The sequence below is a fragment of the Embleya sp. NBC_00888 genome, from assembly GCF_045207655.1.
Classification (GTDB): domain Bacteria; phylum Actinomycetota; class Actinomycetes; order Streptomycetales; family Streptomycetaceae; genus Embleya.
In genome coordinates this window covers 7104618-7119168 of record NZ_CP108784.1, presented here as the reverse complement: position 1 = coordinate 7119168, position 14551 = coordinate 7104618, and the positions used below count along the sequence as shown (strand labels likewise).

General features: G+C 71.0%; 12 protein-coding genes and 1 pseudogene. 6 read left to right on the top strand and 7 right to left on the bottom strand.

Features of this window, described 5'->3' with window-relative positions:
* The first annotated feature begins 62 nt into the window (after nucleotides 1–62).
* A complete protein-coding gene (locus tag OG948_RS30215) occupies nucleotides 63–1004 on the top strand; it encodes a LysR family transcriptional regulator (RefSeq protein WP_406299472.1) in 942 nt (313 codons plus the stop codon).
* A 228-nt stretch (nucleotides 1005–1232) separates the two neighbouring features.
* Nucleotides 1233–2132, top strand: a complete 900-nt coding sequence (locus OG948_RS30210; protein WP_406299471.1) for a hypothetical protein — start codon at nucleotides 1233–1235, stop codon at nucleotides 2130–2132.
* Between the two features lie 49 nt (nucleotides 2133–2181).
* Here OG948_RS30210 and OG948_RS30205 read toward each other — a convergent pair whose 3' ends face one another.
* From OG948_RS30205 to OG948_RS30195, 3 genes and pseudogenes are all read right to left on the bottom strand, one after another.
* Entirely contained in the window at nucleotides 2182–2712 is a 531-nt protein-coding gene (locus OG948_RS30205) for a GNAT family N-acetyltransferase (RefSeq protein ID WP_406299470.1), read from the bottom strand.
* Nucleotides 2713–2849: 137 nt separating this feature from the next.
* A complete protein-coding gene (locus tag OG948_RS30200) occupies nucleotides 2850–3056 on the bottom strand; it encodes a DUF397 domain-containing protein (RefSeq protein WP_406299469.1) in 207 nt (68 codons plus the stop codon).
* A gap of 14 nt (nucleotides 3057–3070) precedes the next feature.
* A pseudogene (locus OG948_RS30195) lies at nucleotides 3071–3631 on the bottom strand (DUF5753 domain-containing protein); the annotation flags it as partial.
* A gap of 516 nt (nucleotides 3632–4147) precedes the next feature.
* On the opposite strand from OG948_RS30195, the gene OG948_RS30190 reads away from it, so the two are divergent.
* The 3 genes from OG948_RS30190 to OG948_RS30180 all read left to right on the top strand — a co-directional run bounded on the left by OG948_RS30190 (nucleotide 4148) and on the right by OG948_RS30180 (nucleotide 7384).
* Nucleotides 4148–5704 carry a carboxylesterase/lipase family protein gene (locus tag OG948_RS30190; protein ID WP_406299468.1) on the top strand — a complete coding sequence of 519 codons (1557 nt, stop codon included), beginning with the start codon at nucleotides 4148–4150 and terminating at the stop codon, nucleotides 5702–5704.
* Nucleotides 5705–5896: 192 nt separating this feature from the next.
* The gene (locus OG948_RS30185) at nucleotides 5897–6799 is read left to right on the top strand and encodes an aminoglycoside phosphotransferase family protein (protein ID WP_406299467.1); all 903 of its coding nucleotides are present in this window, start codon (nucleotides 5897–5899) and stop codon (nucleotides 6797–6799) included.
* Nucleotides 6800–6988: 189 nt separating this feature from the next.
* Complete coding sequence (locus OG948_RS30180) at nucleotides 6989–7384, top strand: PPOX class F420-dependent oxidoreductase (protein ID WP_406299466.1); 396 nt, start codon at nucleotides 6989–6991, stop codon at nucleotides 7382–7384.
* Between the two features lie 137 nt (nucleotides 7385–7521).
* Here the strand turns inward: OG948_RS30180 and OG948_RS30175 are convergent, their stop codons facing one another.
* From OG948_RS30175 to OG948_RS30160, 4 genes are all read right to left on the bottom strand, one after another.
* Nucleotides 7522–8664: an FAD-dependent monooxygenase gene (locus OG948_RS30175; protein ID WP_406299465.1), complete on the bottom strand. Its 1143-nt coding sequence runs from the start codon at nucleotides 8662–8664 to the stop codon at nucleotides 7522–7524.
* A gap of 62 nt (nucleotides 8665–8726) precedes the next feature.
* Nucleotides 8727–10325: a hypothetical protein gene (locus OG948_RS30170; protein ID WP_406299464.1), complete on the bottom strand. Its 1599-nt coding sequence runs from the start codon at nucleotides 10323–10325 to the stop codon at nucleotides 8727–8729.
* A gap of 14 nt (nucleotides 10326–10339) precedes the next feature.
* Complete coding sequence (locus OG948_RS30165) at nucleotides 10340–10981, bottom strand: ATP-binding protein (protein WP_406299463.1); 642 nt, start codon at nucleotides 10979–10981, stop codon at nucleotides 10340–10342.
* Nucleotides 10978–11886: an MEDS domain-containing protein gene (locus OG948_RS30160; protein ID WP_406299462.1), complete on the bottom strand. Its 909-nt coding sequence runs from the start codon at nucleotides 11884–11886 to the stop codon at nucleotides 10978–10980. The genes OG948_RS30165 and OG948_RS30160 overlap by 4 nt, the downstream gene beginning before the upstream one ends.
* 441 nt (nucleotides 11887–12327) lie before the next feature.
* Here OG948_RS30160 and OG948_RS30155 point away from each other — a divergent pair, with 441 nt between their 5' ends.
* Nucleotides 12328–14550: an SDR family oxidoreductase gene (locus OG948_RS30155; RefSeq protein ID WP_406299461.1), complete on the top strand. Its 2223-nt coding sequence runs from the start codon at nucleotides 12328–12330 to the stop codon at nucleotides 14548–14550.
* Nucleotide 14551 lies beyond the last annotated feature (1 nt).

Here is a 14551-nt window from a genome sequence, read left to right as displayed (position 1 = left end):
CTAGGTGACCACCATCGATACGTCCAATACTTCCATCATCGCCATGTGATATCTCTGGGCGTATGGAGCGCCCCGAACTTCCCCTGCCGCAGTTGCACGCCTTCGTCGTGCTCGCCGAGGAACTCCACTTCGGCCATGCCGCCGCCCGCCTGGGCATCGCACAGCCCCCGCTGAGTCAGCAGATCCGCCGCCTCGAAGACAAGGTCGGCCACGCGCTGTTCAGCCGCGAGCCGGGGCACGTGACGCTCACCCCGGCGGGCCGGGAACTGCTGCCCGCGGCCCGCCGAATCCTCACCGACCTCGCCGACGGCCTGGCGGCGGCCCGGGCGGTCGGCAGCGGCCGGGCCGGCCATCTGCGGATGGGCTTCGCCGCCTCCCTCGCCCTGACCGTCCTGCCGGACCTGCTGCGCACCTTCCGGGAGCGGTTCCCCGACGTACATCTGCACATCCACGAGATGACCACCACGCCGCAGCTCGCCGCCCTCCATGACAAGAGCATCGACATCGGCCTGCTGCGCGAACCGCCCACCGACGACGAACCACGGCTCGGTTTCAGGACCGTCCTCACCGAGCCGTTCGTGGCCGTGCTGCCCTCCACGCACCCGCTCGCGTCCCAACGAACCGTCCGGGTAGCGCAGTTGACCGACTCGCCCTTCGTGCTCCTTCCGCGCGAAGTCGGCCCGGGCCTGTACGACCGGATCATCGGCCTGTGCACCGCGTCGGGCTTCACCCCACGAGTGGCCCAGCACGCGGTGGAATGGCAGACCGTCTGCGCCCTGGTGGAAACCGGCCTGGGGGTGTCCCTGGCCCCGGCGAGCATCCGCCGCATCCGGCTCAAGGGCGTCGCCTTCCGCACCATCGACCCGGACGCACCCCGCACCCGGGTCGCCGTCGCGTGGCGCAAGGACGACGACAGCCCGTTGGTCGGCAGCCTCCTGACGACCATCGACCAGGATCCACCGGACGGCTCTCAAGGTTCGGCGGTGGGGCCGTGTCCTGGGTGATCGCGACGCCGTTGAGTCGGCATGGGAACTTCGGGGTCGGGTGGGATCGTTCCGAACGGCTTGTGGAGGCGGGGAAGAAGCACACGCAGACGATTCCTCGGCATCGTCACCGCGGTCGGTGCCGGCGCGTATCTCGGCGGCGCGCGGACCGCGTCCGCGGCGGCGGGCAATCCGGGGCCGGCACCGGAACTCCGGGCCCGCGAAGCGATCTTCGCGATCGACACCGCCATGCGCGAGAGCTACGACACGCTCCGGGCCGAGGTGATCAAGCAGCTCGGCCCGGTCATCGTCATCGAGAACGACTACCGGGGCGGCCGGTACACGCTCATCCACAATGGGGAGCAGGAGTCCTTGCACCCTGTCTCCGACATCTTCGAGCTGGCCAAGTCGGTCGCCCACGCACCCCTGGGCATCTACTCGATCATCGCGCCGTATCTGAGCCGCCGAATCCCGGAACTCCCCAGCTCCGCCCGCCTCGACCAGCACGACGTGGACATGGTGGCGTTCAAGGGCCCGGGAACGAACGGATGGATCAGCCCGCTTCAGGACTTCGGCGCCACCCTGACCACCGCCCGGCGGCAGCTCGGCAACGCGCACATGGCGCGCGAACTCGAAGCGTCCTGCGCACGGATCCTCGACGCCGCGATCGAGTTCATCGACGAGTCGGTGCGGCGCGGTTCCTTCGACATGGCGTCGTTCGAGACCTTCACGGGCGGCTTGAACGACGCCATCGAAACCAACGTCAAGCACGCGTCCCGGGCACAGATCGACGGCGTGGAAGCCCTCATGGGGCGCTGGCGGGACAAGGTCGGCCGCGCGGACTGGCCCGGCCTGTACATCGTCGTCCTGTCCATCTGGACGACGTCCGCCCAGAACCAGAACTCGATCATCGTCAAACAGTTCATGGACCCCGCAAAGGCCGATTCACACCTGATCGACATCCAGACGGCCCAACCATCCACCGACCCGATCCACGTCGCCCTCGACAACCTGGCCCGAATCGTCCAGGACAACGTCGCGGCGGAACTGGTCTTCCCCCTGAACCCACAACCCGCGGACGCCTTGAAAGGCCGCGAGGACCTCCTGACCCAGGAAATCCTCCACCAACTCGCCTGCCCTCACCGCTGAGCGGTCACCAGGGCGGGCATATCGGTTCGGCGGCGGTTCGGGTCCGTCCCTATCGGGTGAGGGTCGCCTTGTCGGTCGCGCTCGCACGGCGGGTCAGCACGCGGGTGGTGTGGCCGTCGTCCTCTTCGATGTCGCGGACATGCTCGAAGCCGATTCTGTCCAGCAGGACCAGTGAGGCCTCGTTCGACGCGGCCACCGTGGCATGCACCTCGGTCAGGCCGAGGGTGTCGAAGCCATACGCGATGATCGCCTCGGCCACCTCGGTCCCCAGGCCGGACCCCCAGACGGTCGGCGCGAGGGCGTAGACGATCTCGTGCCCTCCGACGGTGTCCGTCCGCTTGATCTCGGCGTGTCCGACCAGGAGACCGTCGCGACGAACGGCCCAGACATCGAACAGGTCCTGGGCATAGACCTTCGTGAAGACCCGCCCGAACAGAGCTCGGTCCTCCGCTTCGGAAGACGGCCCGTCACCCATCCACCGCGAAACCCTGGTGTCCTGGAAGAGAGCAACGAAAGCCTCTTCGTCCTCGGGAATGTACGGCTCCAGAACCAGCCGCTCGGTACGCAGAGTCGGAGTCACAGGCGGCGACGCTACCCACGCAACCTCCGCCCCGGCAAGCCACTTTCCACAGCCCCCAATCGCCAACACAACGGCTGCGCCCACCGACCGAAAGCTCGGCCGGCGACGCGGGATCGGGCCTCCGATCGTCGGGGTGGCTAACGTTGCCGCAGTTGGGTGACGAGCGATTTCCAGGCTGGTTGGGCCAGGGATATCACTGGGGATCGGGGTATTTTGCTGTCCCGGACGCCCAGGGCAGAGCCGATGACCGCAGCTTCGACGCAATTGTCATTTCCGGTGTAACTGGACTTGATCCAACGAGGTTCGCGCTGAACTCGATCGATCTGCAAAGCTCCTGCCTCCATCCGGCAATCATCGCGAGCGACGCCGCCTGGGACAGTGCGGTCGTGTGCAGGCGGTCGAACACGGCTCTGAACGCCTCCACATCATCCCGGCTCTCGATCAACAGCGAGCCCGTGAGCTGTTCCAGCCAGGCAACATATCGACCTCGCTTTGGTTCCAGGATCAGGCACGGGGCAGATACCGCGAACGGCGCCCCCGTCGGTAGCACTTGGAGGCGGATCTGGGCGTGCGCGGATACGACCTCGACGAGATGGTCGAGCTGATGTGCGAGCACGGTCGGACTTCCGATCGGCTGATAGAGAGCCGGTTCCGCAATGATGAACCGGGCAGACTCGCGTGCCGTCATCAGCCGCTGAGCTCGCTCCATCCGTAGCCGCTGCCTCTCGCGGGCCGCCACCAGCGACAAGCCGGGATCGTGCATGAGAATGGTCGCGAGAGCGTAGTCGGCAGACTGAAGCAAACCAGGGATGAACGTGGTCTCGTAGCTCCGCAAACTCAGCGTCGTGCTCTCCAACCGAATGAGCCGATGCAGTCGCTCGGGAACGTCGCTCAGGATGTCGCGCCACCCCGCGTCCATGTGATCGTCGTTCGGCTCATCCGGTGCCACGAACCCCAGCGCCACCAGCGGCCTCCCGAACAAGTCCTCCAACACTCGCCGATAATCCGGCGTCGGATACGGCGGATCGGCGCTCTCCCACCGTCGGACCTGGCGCACGCTCACCGCCAGCCGCATGCCCATCACGAGGGCGTGTTCCTCGAAGGCGTCGGCGAAGCCGGCCTGGGAGTGCAGGCCGAGGGTGCGTCGTGCGGTCACCAGCTTGGAGTTGGCGCCGAGGGGTCGTGCGGGCATGGCTTCTCCGGTTGGTTCATCCCCACGCGCCGGCCCCGGCGTTCGCGTATGCGGGGATCACAGTGCGGCGAGTTCACCTGCACACACGGTAGCGATTCGGGCATGCCACGCGTCATCAATCGCAAAAACCGGGATACGACCGGCCCGGGACCATCGCGGAGTTTGCCCATTCCGTGACGGTGCGCGCGCGTTCGGTGAGACGCTGCCTCTGCGTGCAGGAACCGACACCCGAGGAGACGACGCGTGCCGAACGACGACATCTTCGAAGTGCCGACCACCTACGGACCGGTCTCCGGCCTGGTCGACGACGACGGCACGGCCCGCTTCCTGGGCATCCCATACGCGGCGGCTCCCACCGGGGTCAACCGGTTCGCCGCGCCGGTCCCCCCGGACCCCTGGACCCTCCCGCTGCCCGCCCACGCGTTCGGCCCGACGGCTCCCAGGACGGTCGGCGCTCGGCTCGACGAACTGCTCAGCGGCAAGGAGCCGGTGCCGGGAGAGCACTGGCTCAACCTCAACGTCTGGACCCAGGCTCACGGCCCGGCCGTCCGCCGACCGGTGCTCGTCTGGATCCACGGCGGCGCCTTCGTACGCGGCTCCTCGGCCGGAACCGCCTACGACGGCGCGGTATTCGCCCGGCACGGCATCGTGTGCGTGTCCATCAACTACCGACTCGGCGTGGAAGGGTTCGGCTACATCGCGGACGCGCCGGCCCCGGCCAACCGCGGGCTGCTCGACCAGATCTTCGCCCTGCGGTGGGTGCGTGACAACATCGCGAACTTCGGCGGCGACCCGGACGACATCACGGTGGCCGGCGAGTCGGCCGGCGCCATGTGCATCCTGGCCCTGCTCTCGACCGGCCGCCGCGATCTGTTCCACCGGGCCATCGTGCAGAGCGGCAGCGCGCACGTGGCCCAGACCCCCGAGGACGCCGCCCTCGTCGTCGGGGAGGTCGCGGCACGCCTGGGCGTTACGGCCTCCTTCGCCGGGCTGTCCGCGAAGACACCCGCCGAAGTCGTCGCCGAGCAGACCGAGGTGCACAACGCCATCGTTGGGAACCCGGACCCGGTGAAGTACGGCCACACCACCATCCAGACCTGCGGCATGTCGCTCGTCCCCGTGATCGACGGTGCGCTGTTGCAGCAACGCCCCATCGACGCCATCGCCCGCGGCGCGGGAAGGGAAGTACCGCTGCTGATCGGCACCAACGTCGAGGAGAACCGCCACTTCGTCCTGCCCGCCCCGTCGGATGTGCCGCCGGAGGCCTGGCAACAACGGCTCACGGACTACGGCGTGCCCGACAGCTCCGACATGTACGACCACTACAAGGCCGGTTTCCCGAAGGCCTACCCGCGCGAAGATCCCCCGGAGGTCTTCGCCGCGGTGATGACCGACCGACTGTTCCGGATTCCCGCCTACCGGATCGCCGAGGCCCGGGCGAATGTCGCCTCCGCCACCACCCACGTATACGAGTTCGGCTGGCGTACGCCCAAGTCGCGCGAGGACTCCCGGCCCCTCGGGGCGTGCCACATCGCGGAGATCCCCTTCATCTGGCAGTCCCTCGACGCCCCCGGCGTGGACGAACTCGTCGTCGCTCCTCCCCGCGATCTCGCCGACGAAATGCACCGGCGCTGGGTGGAGTTCATCCTGACCGGCACGCCAACCGACTGGCCCGCGTACGACACCGCGCAGCGCCCGGTCATGACCTTCCGCCGAGACAACGAGCCGGTGAACGAGGTCGTCCCGGACCCGCGCGGACACGAACGGCTCCTGTGGGCGGGCTCGCTCGACCCCGAGTGAGCGAACCGCCCAGCGAACGAAGCGCCCGGCGAGCGAACCGCCCGGCAAGCACAGCCCCAGTGAGCGAACCGCCGTCCGGGCCAACCCTGCCCGAGCCCAACGACCGGCCGGCGCCGCGCCCCGTCGCGCCGCCAGCCGGCCGGCCGGAAAACGGTTTGACGCTCGCCCCCGCCGCCGGTCGGATGGCCATCCATGAGCGACGCCCCGATGCATCCCGATCTGCACCCCGTCGACGAGGACCTGGTCCGGCGGCTGCTCGCCGGGCAGTTCCCGCAATGGTCCGCTGCGGCCGTACGGCGCTTCCCCTCCGGCGGCACGGTCAACGCCATGTACCGGCTCGAACCGGACCTGGTCGTACGGCTGCCGCTGGTGAAGGGCGGTGCCGGGGACGTGGCCCTCGAACGGGAGTGGCTGCCTCGACTCGCGCCCTTGCTACCGACGGCCATCCCGGAGGTGCTCGGCGCCGGGGAGCCGGCCGAGGGTTACCCGTGGTCGTGGTCGGTATACCGGTGGCAGCCGGGCGCGAACCCCGAGGCCGGGGCGCTGACCGAGCCCGCGGCGCTCGCCGAGGACTTGGCCGGCTTCGTGACGGCCATGCGAGGCATCACCCTGCCCGGCGCGCCGCAGGCCCATCGCGGCGGGCCGCTGACCGCACTCGACACCTCGACCCGGGCGGCGATCGAGGCATTGCGCGCGATCCCGGACGAGGGCATCGACTGCGACGCGGTGACCGCCGTCTGGGAGGACGCACTCCGGGCGCCCGCCTGGGACGGGCCGCCGGTGTGGCTGCACGCCGACCTGATGCCGGGCAATCTCCTGGTGGACGATCGCGGCAGGCTGACCTCGGTGATCGACTTCGGATGCCTCGGCGTGGGCGATCCGGCCTGCGACCTGTTCCCGGCGTGGAACCTGCTGCCGATCGAGGCCGGGAAGGCCTTCCGCAACGCACTCGCCGCGGACGACGCGACCTGGCGGCGCGGCCGGGGCCGAACGCTCTCCCAGGCCCTGATCGCCCTGCCGTACTACCGCACCACCAACCCGACCATGTCCCACAACGCCCGACACGTGATCCGAACAGTGCCGGCAGAAGCCTGAGGTCGGCCAACGCCCTGCGTCCTGCGCACTGCGCCCAACGCGCCCCCAACCATCCGCCCACCCATCCACCTGCCTGCCCGCCTGCCCAAGCCATCGACCCTTGACTTCAAGTCGACTTGAAGTTCTAGGCTCCAGACGAGCGTCCGGGGCCTCGGGAGCCCCGGCCCACACGGACGGAGCGCGGCGGACATGGCGACCTACACCGAGATCGAACGTGCGTACCTGATCGGACAGAACCTGGGCCGATTGGCCACTGTCGGCCCGAACGGCGTGCCGCAGGTGCGGCCCGTCGGGTTTCGGCTGAACGAGGACGGGACCGTCGACATCGGTGGACCCAAGCTCAGCACGAGCCAGAAGTGGCGCAACGCCGAGCGCAATCCGGCGGTGGCGTTCGTCGTGGACGACATGACGCCGGACGAGCCGGGGGCCTACCGGCCGGGCTGGGGTCGCGGCGTCGAGATCCGCGGCCGGGCCGAGCTGCTCCGCGACCACGAACCGCCCTTCGCCGCCGACTTCTTCAGCAACGAGGTGCTGCGGATCCACCCCGAGCGAGTGATCGGCTGGAACCTGGAGGACGGTTCCTGACCCGAGCGGCCACGCGGCATCCCGACAACCCTCGCCCCCGACATCGCCCGACTCCCGGACGATGTCGGCGGGCGTGCCCGACCGCAGGCATCACGCAGGCATCACGCAGCCACCGCGCCGCCGACGCACCGCCGCCATCACCGTGTGCCGATCGACGCCCCCAACGCGTGTCCGCCGAAGCCGTCGTCCGCGTGCTGGGCGGCCCACCAGTCGACCATGCGCTCGGGCGTCATCGTGGTCCAGTCCGGCGTGTCCTCGACCATCGCGTAGCCCATCGCCCGGGCGACCCGGACCAGGTCCGCGCCCGCCGGATAGCGATCCGCCTGATAGCGCGCCAGCACGTCGTCCCACGACCCGTCCGGCCCCACCGCCAGGCACGCGCTCTCGAACGCCACCGCGTCCTGGATGCCCTTGACCGCGCCGCTCGCCACATGCGGACGCGCGATCGCCGCCGCGTCGCCGGCGACCAGCGTGCGACCGCTCGTGTACGCGTCCACCACCAGGTCGTTGATCGGCTGGATCAACGTCTCGCTCTCCGGGGTGGCGGTCACCAGGTCGGCCCAGAACGGCGGGAAGTACTTGCGGACCAGCGCGAGCAGCCCCGGCCGGGGATCGGCCGTGCCGCCGACCGCGCTGTACAGGCCCCACGACATGCGGTCGCCCGTGCCGCTCGGGATGCGGTACATGACGCCCTGGCCGTTCGGGATGCAGATCGAGACCAGGTGGTCGATCGGCTCGTGCTCCCACGGAACACTCCCGCGCCACATCGCATAGCCCGCGTACTGCGGTACCGCGGCGGGGAACAGCGCGGTCCGTACGGCGGAGCCGTATCCGTCGGCGCCGACCACCACGTCGTAGCGCTCCCGGGTGCCGTCCGGCAGCACCACGTCGCCGTCCGCGCCGAGGGTGACCGGCGTACCGCCGCGATAGTCCACCTCGGCCGGCACCCGGCGACGCAACCCCTGCCACAACTGGCCCCAGTTGTAGACCCGGAACGCGGCCGACTGATCCCACAACAAGCGGCCCCGCGCCGAACCGCCGTCGTCGACGAGCCATTTGCGCCCGACCACGTCCCGCCACGGGGTGGTGTCGTCGACATAGCCGGCGGCCTCCAACTCCACGTAGCGGTCCACGTGCAACGCGATGCCCACACCTCGATCGGCGAGTTCGCCGGTGGTGCGCTCGTACACGGTGACCTCGGCCCCGCCGCGCGCCGCCGCCAGCGCGAACGCGCAGCCCGTGATACTTCCGCCGACCACGGCGACCCTGCCTATCGGCATGCCCATCTCCCCTTGTCCGCTTCCGACTTCGTACAGATGTCCGCACGAGCCCCGGAAGGACCCTACGGGATGTCGATGGCGATCCGATCACGGACAACGATCAGTTGGGCTCGCCTGGTTTCGTCGAAGCGGATCTCGGTCTCCACGTCGGGTTCATTCACCGGAAGTCGGCACCGGGCGTCGATCAACGCGGTCAGCCTCGGCAGCGCACCGGCCGCGTGCCGGCCCATGTCGGCGAGCACCGGAAGAGCGTGCGCCCCCACGTATTGATCCCCGGCCACCGCGGCCAATTCCCCGACAAGCCGATCGGCGATCCCGGCGTCCACGACACCGTGCACTCGCCAAACCACGCCCGCCAACTCGTACTTGAGCACCGACCCACGCTCGAACAGGCTCATCGCCTGCCGCCCTTGACGTTCCGTCAAGCCGCCACACGCCATCAACCCGATCAGTGCCCGACCGGCCCTGCGCCGCGAGTCGACCACCTCGATCGGCTGTTCCGCCAACCACGCGTCGACCTCGGCGCGCCCGCCGCTCACCCGCCGGGCGGCGAAGACCGTGTGCAACTCCGGTACGGCCGCCCCGACTCGCGGCGGCTCGCCCAGTTCGCGTGCCGGCAGCCGGTCCGCCTCACCCGTACCCGCCGCCCACCATGCGGCCGCGGCGCGCCACAGATCGCCCGACAGCCGCAACACCCGCAGCGTCTCCTCGCGCAAAGCCGGTCCCGCGCCGGCCGCGACCTCGGCCAGGGCGGGCAGGATCTCGACCGGCCCGGTCCGCCACAGCCGAACGGCCGCCGCCGCCATGTCCACGCCGACCCACCGCACGCCCTCGTCCTCGGCGGCGAGCAACATCCGCACAACGCGGTGGCATTCGTCCTCGTGGTCGTTGCGGGCCAGGCGCCACGCCCAAGTCGAGCCCCACGAGCGAGCGTCGAGGCCGATCCGGTCCACCGCCGCCGGCAGGTCCGCCAGGATCGCGTCGTTCAGCGCACGACACCGGGCCCACGGAACACCCTCCGCGCCCGACAACCCGAGCGCCACCGGCACCCGGACCGTCGGGTCGCCATCCTCCGAGAGCGTCGTGGACAGTGCCGCGAACCGGTCACCGCTCCCGAGCAGGGCGTTCGCGCCCGCCATCCGCACCGCCGGATCGGCCGACCCCGGCAGCCGCGCCGAAACCTCCTCGACCTCGCCCGTCGCCACCAACAGCGGTGCCGCCGCCACCCGGACGGCCGGTTCCGGGTCCACCACATACGCCGCGGCACGCTCGGCGACAACCGGCCAGGTTCGTCCGAACTCGCGCAACGAGCACAGCAGTTCGATGGCACGCACGCGCATCTCGACCGCTCCCGCGTCCGAGAGTCCCAGCAGCACGCGCGTCATCGGTCCGTCCCGGTCCGCGCGCACCGCCTCGAAGATCGCCGTCCGCTCCGGCCCTGCTGCCACCGCCGCCGCGCCCGACCCCACCGCCCACTCGATCGTGCGCCCGCCCGGCATCGCCGGCCCGAGCGGCATCACGCCCCCGTGCGCCATGACCTGTGCGTCCGCCACCGCGCACTCGCCCACCATGGCCTGTTCGGCCGTCTTCACTTGCTCGGCCGTCATCCCCTGTTCGGCCGTCATCCCCTGCTCGACCGTAATCGCCTGTTCGTCCGTCATCGCGACCGACGGTGTCACACGGCGGGCGGCGGGCCCATCGAATTGCGGCGGCCGTCAGGGTCGATCGAGGTCGGCCCCGATGCCGCCGCGGTCTCCTCCACCTCCGGTCGACCGCCCGCGTCCCCTCGACCACCCGCGTCCACTCGACCGCTGACGTCCCCTCGACCACCCGCGTCCGCTCGCCCACCCGCCTCGGGTCGCCCACCCGCCTCGGGGGATGCCGCGCCCGCCGACGTGCCCAGGTGCATCGTGATCCGCACGACGACACCCTCGGCACACTCGGCCACCTCGACCTCGTCGCACAACGCGCGGGCGATCCACAATCCCCGTCCCGGGGTCTCGTGCTTGTCGGTCAGCCGCGGAAAGCTCCGCCGTCGGCAGCCGTTCTGTTCGTCCCGGCTCGCGTGGATCTCACAGACCACCCGGCCCGCCCGGGGCACACACCGCAACAGGGCCGGCTTCGAGCCGTTCGTGACCGCGCACGCGGCGATCTCGTGCACCGCGAGCACCAGACAGTCGGGGCGGTCGTCGGCCAGGCCCACCGCGTCGGCGTGCCGACGCACCACGGCACGCACCAGGCACAGGTCCGACGCGCCGAACGGCAGCACCTCCACCGGGCCCCCGGAACGGGCGCGGTCGCGGTTCGGGCCGGTCACTGCGTTCCCCCACTACGCTCGCCGGACGGTCGGTCCCCGTCCACGATCAGGCCACCGGCACCACTCCAGCCGAGCAGATCGACCACCTTGCGTACGGCCGGCCCGGCGGCGCGCAGGACCAATCGCCGGTGCGGGCCCAGCGCGGCGGCGGCCCGGTACAACGTCTCCATCGTGCTCAGGTCGGCGAACTCCAGCGCGGACAGGTCGACCACCAGGTCGCGTCCCGGCTGCGCGGCGGCCCGTCGCAACGCCTCCTCCAACAGGCCCAGGGTCGCCACGTCGGCCTCGCCGATCAGCCGCAGCCCCTTGGTCGTGTCGGTGACCTGGAGGCTGGGCGGCCGGGCGCGCCCGGTGCCCGCGACGATCGGGTGTAATCGTTCCTGGGCGTCGATCTGCACCGAGCTGAACTCGCGCGGGTCGTACAGGCAGATCCCCATCGCCCGGCGGCCGGGCAGGCCCAGACCGGCGAGCCGCTCGAACTCGTGCAGTTCGTCGTACCCGACGCCACCGGCTCGGCCCCACGTCATGTCACCGCACACGCGCAGGCCCCGGTAGCCGTCCTCGAGCGCCTGATCCACCGCCGCGAAGAACGTCTGCGCCATCCCCTCGGGCGTGAACTCGCCGTCCCACAGCGGTGTTCGGCCGACATCGACGACCACCAGCGAGCCGTCGGCCTCGCGTTCGGCCGGCCGCGTGGGTCCTTGGGACAGCGTACTCATCAGCCAGGATCGATCGCGCCGGCCGAGCAGGCACATCACCCGCTCGTCGGCGGACAACCCGTCCCGCACGTAGCTGTGCACCGCGAGCCGGACCACCGCCTCGTCGGCCGACACGAAGCAGCAGTGGCTGCCGTAATCCATCGCTCCCACCGCGGCCACCGTGGCCCCGGCCTGGGAAGTGTCCATCCGCGTATGCCCCCTGTGGTCCTGGCGTGCCTCGGGCCCGGCCCGGGCGCTCGTCCCGCTCCAGACCGTAGTGCCCCCGACCGGTCCCCCCGCGCGAAAACAGTCAAGAAAGCTTCTTTCGGGGGTATCGGCCGCCCGACCACGGCACAATCGTTGGGTCCCGGTCGACACCACGGCCGACACCACGGTCGGCCCCGCATCATCTCGCGACCACGATCGCGAACCCGATCGGGTGACGCCGACACCGGTTGGCCCAATACCGCCCGGGTGCCGGCCGTCCGGCGACTAGCGTCCTGACGAAACCCACTCGTCCCAGGGAAGACATTGACCACGCATGCCCCGGCGCGGCGCGCCATCGGGCCGGACTCGCCGCGCGTCGACACCGTCGATGTGACGCCTCGTCAGGCCAATCGGGAAAACCTGCAAGGAGTTTGCTGAGCCATGCGCGTCGCCATCACCGGAGCCACCGGATTCCTCGGTCTCCATCTGCTCCGCGAACTGCTCGACCGGCACCGTACGATCACCGTCCTGACCCACGCGGGTTCGCGCGGCGCGATCGACCGAGTTCGGGCCTTTCTGGAAGTCTCCGCCGCTCCCGACGAGTTGGTGCGGCGACTCCCCGAACGGCTGCGGATCGTCGAGACCGACCTGACACTGCCCCGGCTGGGCCTGACCCGGGCGGACTTCGCCTCGCTGGCCGACTCGGTCGACGTGATCTGGCACTGCGCCGGCGATTCCAGGATCGACGCGCCGTTGGCCGAGTTGCGCCCGACCAACGTCGAAGGCACCCGACACCTGCTGGAGTTGGCCGAGGTCGGCCGGCGTCGCCCGCGCGTGCTGCACATCAGCACCGCGTACGTGGCCGGCGGCCGGCGCGATGGCACGGTGAAGGAGGAACTCCCGGACGATTCGGGCGGTTTCGAGAACGACTACGAGCGGTCCAAGTACGAGGCCGAGGTGCTCGTGCGGGACTGGGCCGCGCGGTGCGGGCGCTCGGCCATGATCCTGCGGCCGACCACGCTGGTCTCCGACCGGCCCGGTCTGCCCGGAAACCCTCTGCGGTACATGGTCGAACGCGCGGAGGCGACCGCAGGTTGCGCGGCCCTGGGCTGGGCGGCCCGGTTGCCGCGCCGGGTGCGGCCGGTGTTGCGGCTGGCCTCGGCGCCGGACGGGCGGCTCAATTTCGTCCCCGTGCACGAGGCCGCGCGGGTGATGACCCGGCTCGCCGATCTCGCCGGTTCCGGGGGCGTGGACGTCTACCACGTACGGCATCCGCACGACGTCCCGATCGGGGTGGTCCGCGAGGTGCTCGCCGAATTCCTGCCGGTCCGGCTGCGGTTCGTCGACGAACCGCCGGAGCGGCCGACCGGAGTGGAGCGGCTCGCCGAGGCGCACACGGCGTTCACGCCGTATCTGACGCACCGTCGTGGCTACGACGACTCGGGCGTGCGCGCGCTGCTCGGTGAGCCGCGTTCGAGGATCGGCGTGGATCGCGACTACCTCGTGGACTGCGTCCGGCCCGGCCGCGGCGGTCGGCGCGCCGACGCGGCGGAGAACGTGTATCGGGACCACGGCCGCGCGGACCGGGTCGACGCGCTTCAGGTCGGCGGCGTCCTGCGTTTTCGCGGCCTCGCGCCGCGCGTCGAGGACCTGCGCGAGGGAATCGCGGCCCGGCTGTGGCGGGTGCCGGTACTGGCCTATCGCGTGGACGGCGCGTACCGGCGGCGCGGCGCGCTCGACCTGGCCCGGCACGTGCACGTGCACCCGGTCGACGTGAACCGCCTGGGCGCCGCCGTCGACGAGGCGCTCGCGGATCGGCTGCCTCGGGATCGGCCGCTGTGGGAGGCCAGGCTCGTGCACGGGTACGCGGCGGACGAGTGGGCGGTGGTCTTCAAGGCTCATCGGTCCCTGCTGGACGGCGCGTCGGTGGTCGAGGTCGGTCGGCGCCTGTTCGGGGTGGAGCCGATCGACGCCGCTCCGACGCCCGCGGCCGGGATGGGCGAGCTCGGCGCGGGCGGCCGGCTGCGTCGCCTGGTTCCGCCGAGCACGCGGCCGTTCGCGACGCGCGGGCTGACCGGTACCCGTCGGATGGCCTGGCTGGGCCTGGACGCCAAGCGGCTGCGCGCGGCGGTACACGACACGGGCGCCGAGCCGGACGCGTTGTTCCTCGCCGCCCTCACCGGCGCGTTGCGGGACTGCCCGGGCGTCCCGTGGCGACGCGGGCCCAAGCCGGTCTGGGCCCTCGTACCGTCCGCCGCCGGCGGCCGGCCCCGCGCGGAACCGGGCAGCCACGCCCGGCCGACCCGGGTCCGGCTGCCCTGCGACCAGGCGGACCCCGCTCGGCGCCTGGCGCTGATCGCACAGGCGCCCGCGGCATCGGGCGTGCGCCGGGGGCTGCGCGCGGCGATGTCGCCGTGGCAGGTGGACGTGGCGGCGGAGCCGGCCCAGGGGTGGCTGCGCCGGCCGTACGCGTTCCGCGGGTCCTCGATGGTCGGTGCGGTCCCCTTCGGCGGCGTGCCCCGGGGCGTGCCGTTGGGGGTGTTCCTGGGCACGTTCGAGGACACGTTGTACGTGAGCGCCACGGTCGACACGGCCCTGCCGGGCGAGCTGGCGGAATCCCTGTGCGTGTCGTGGTCGACGGCGCTGGACGAACTCGCGCCATGAG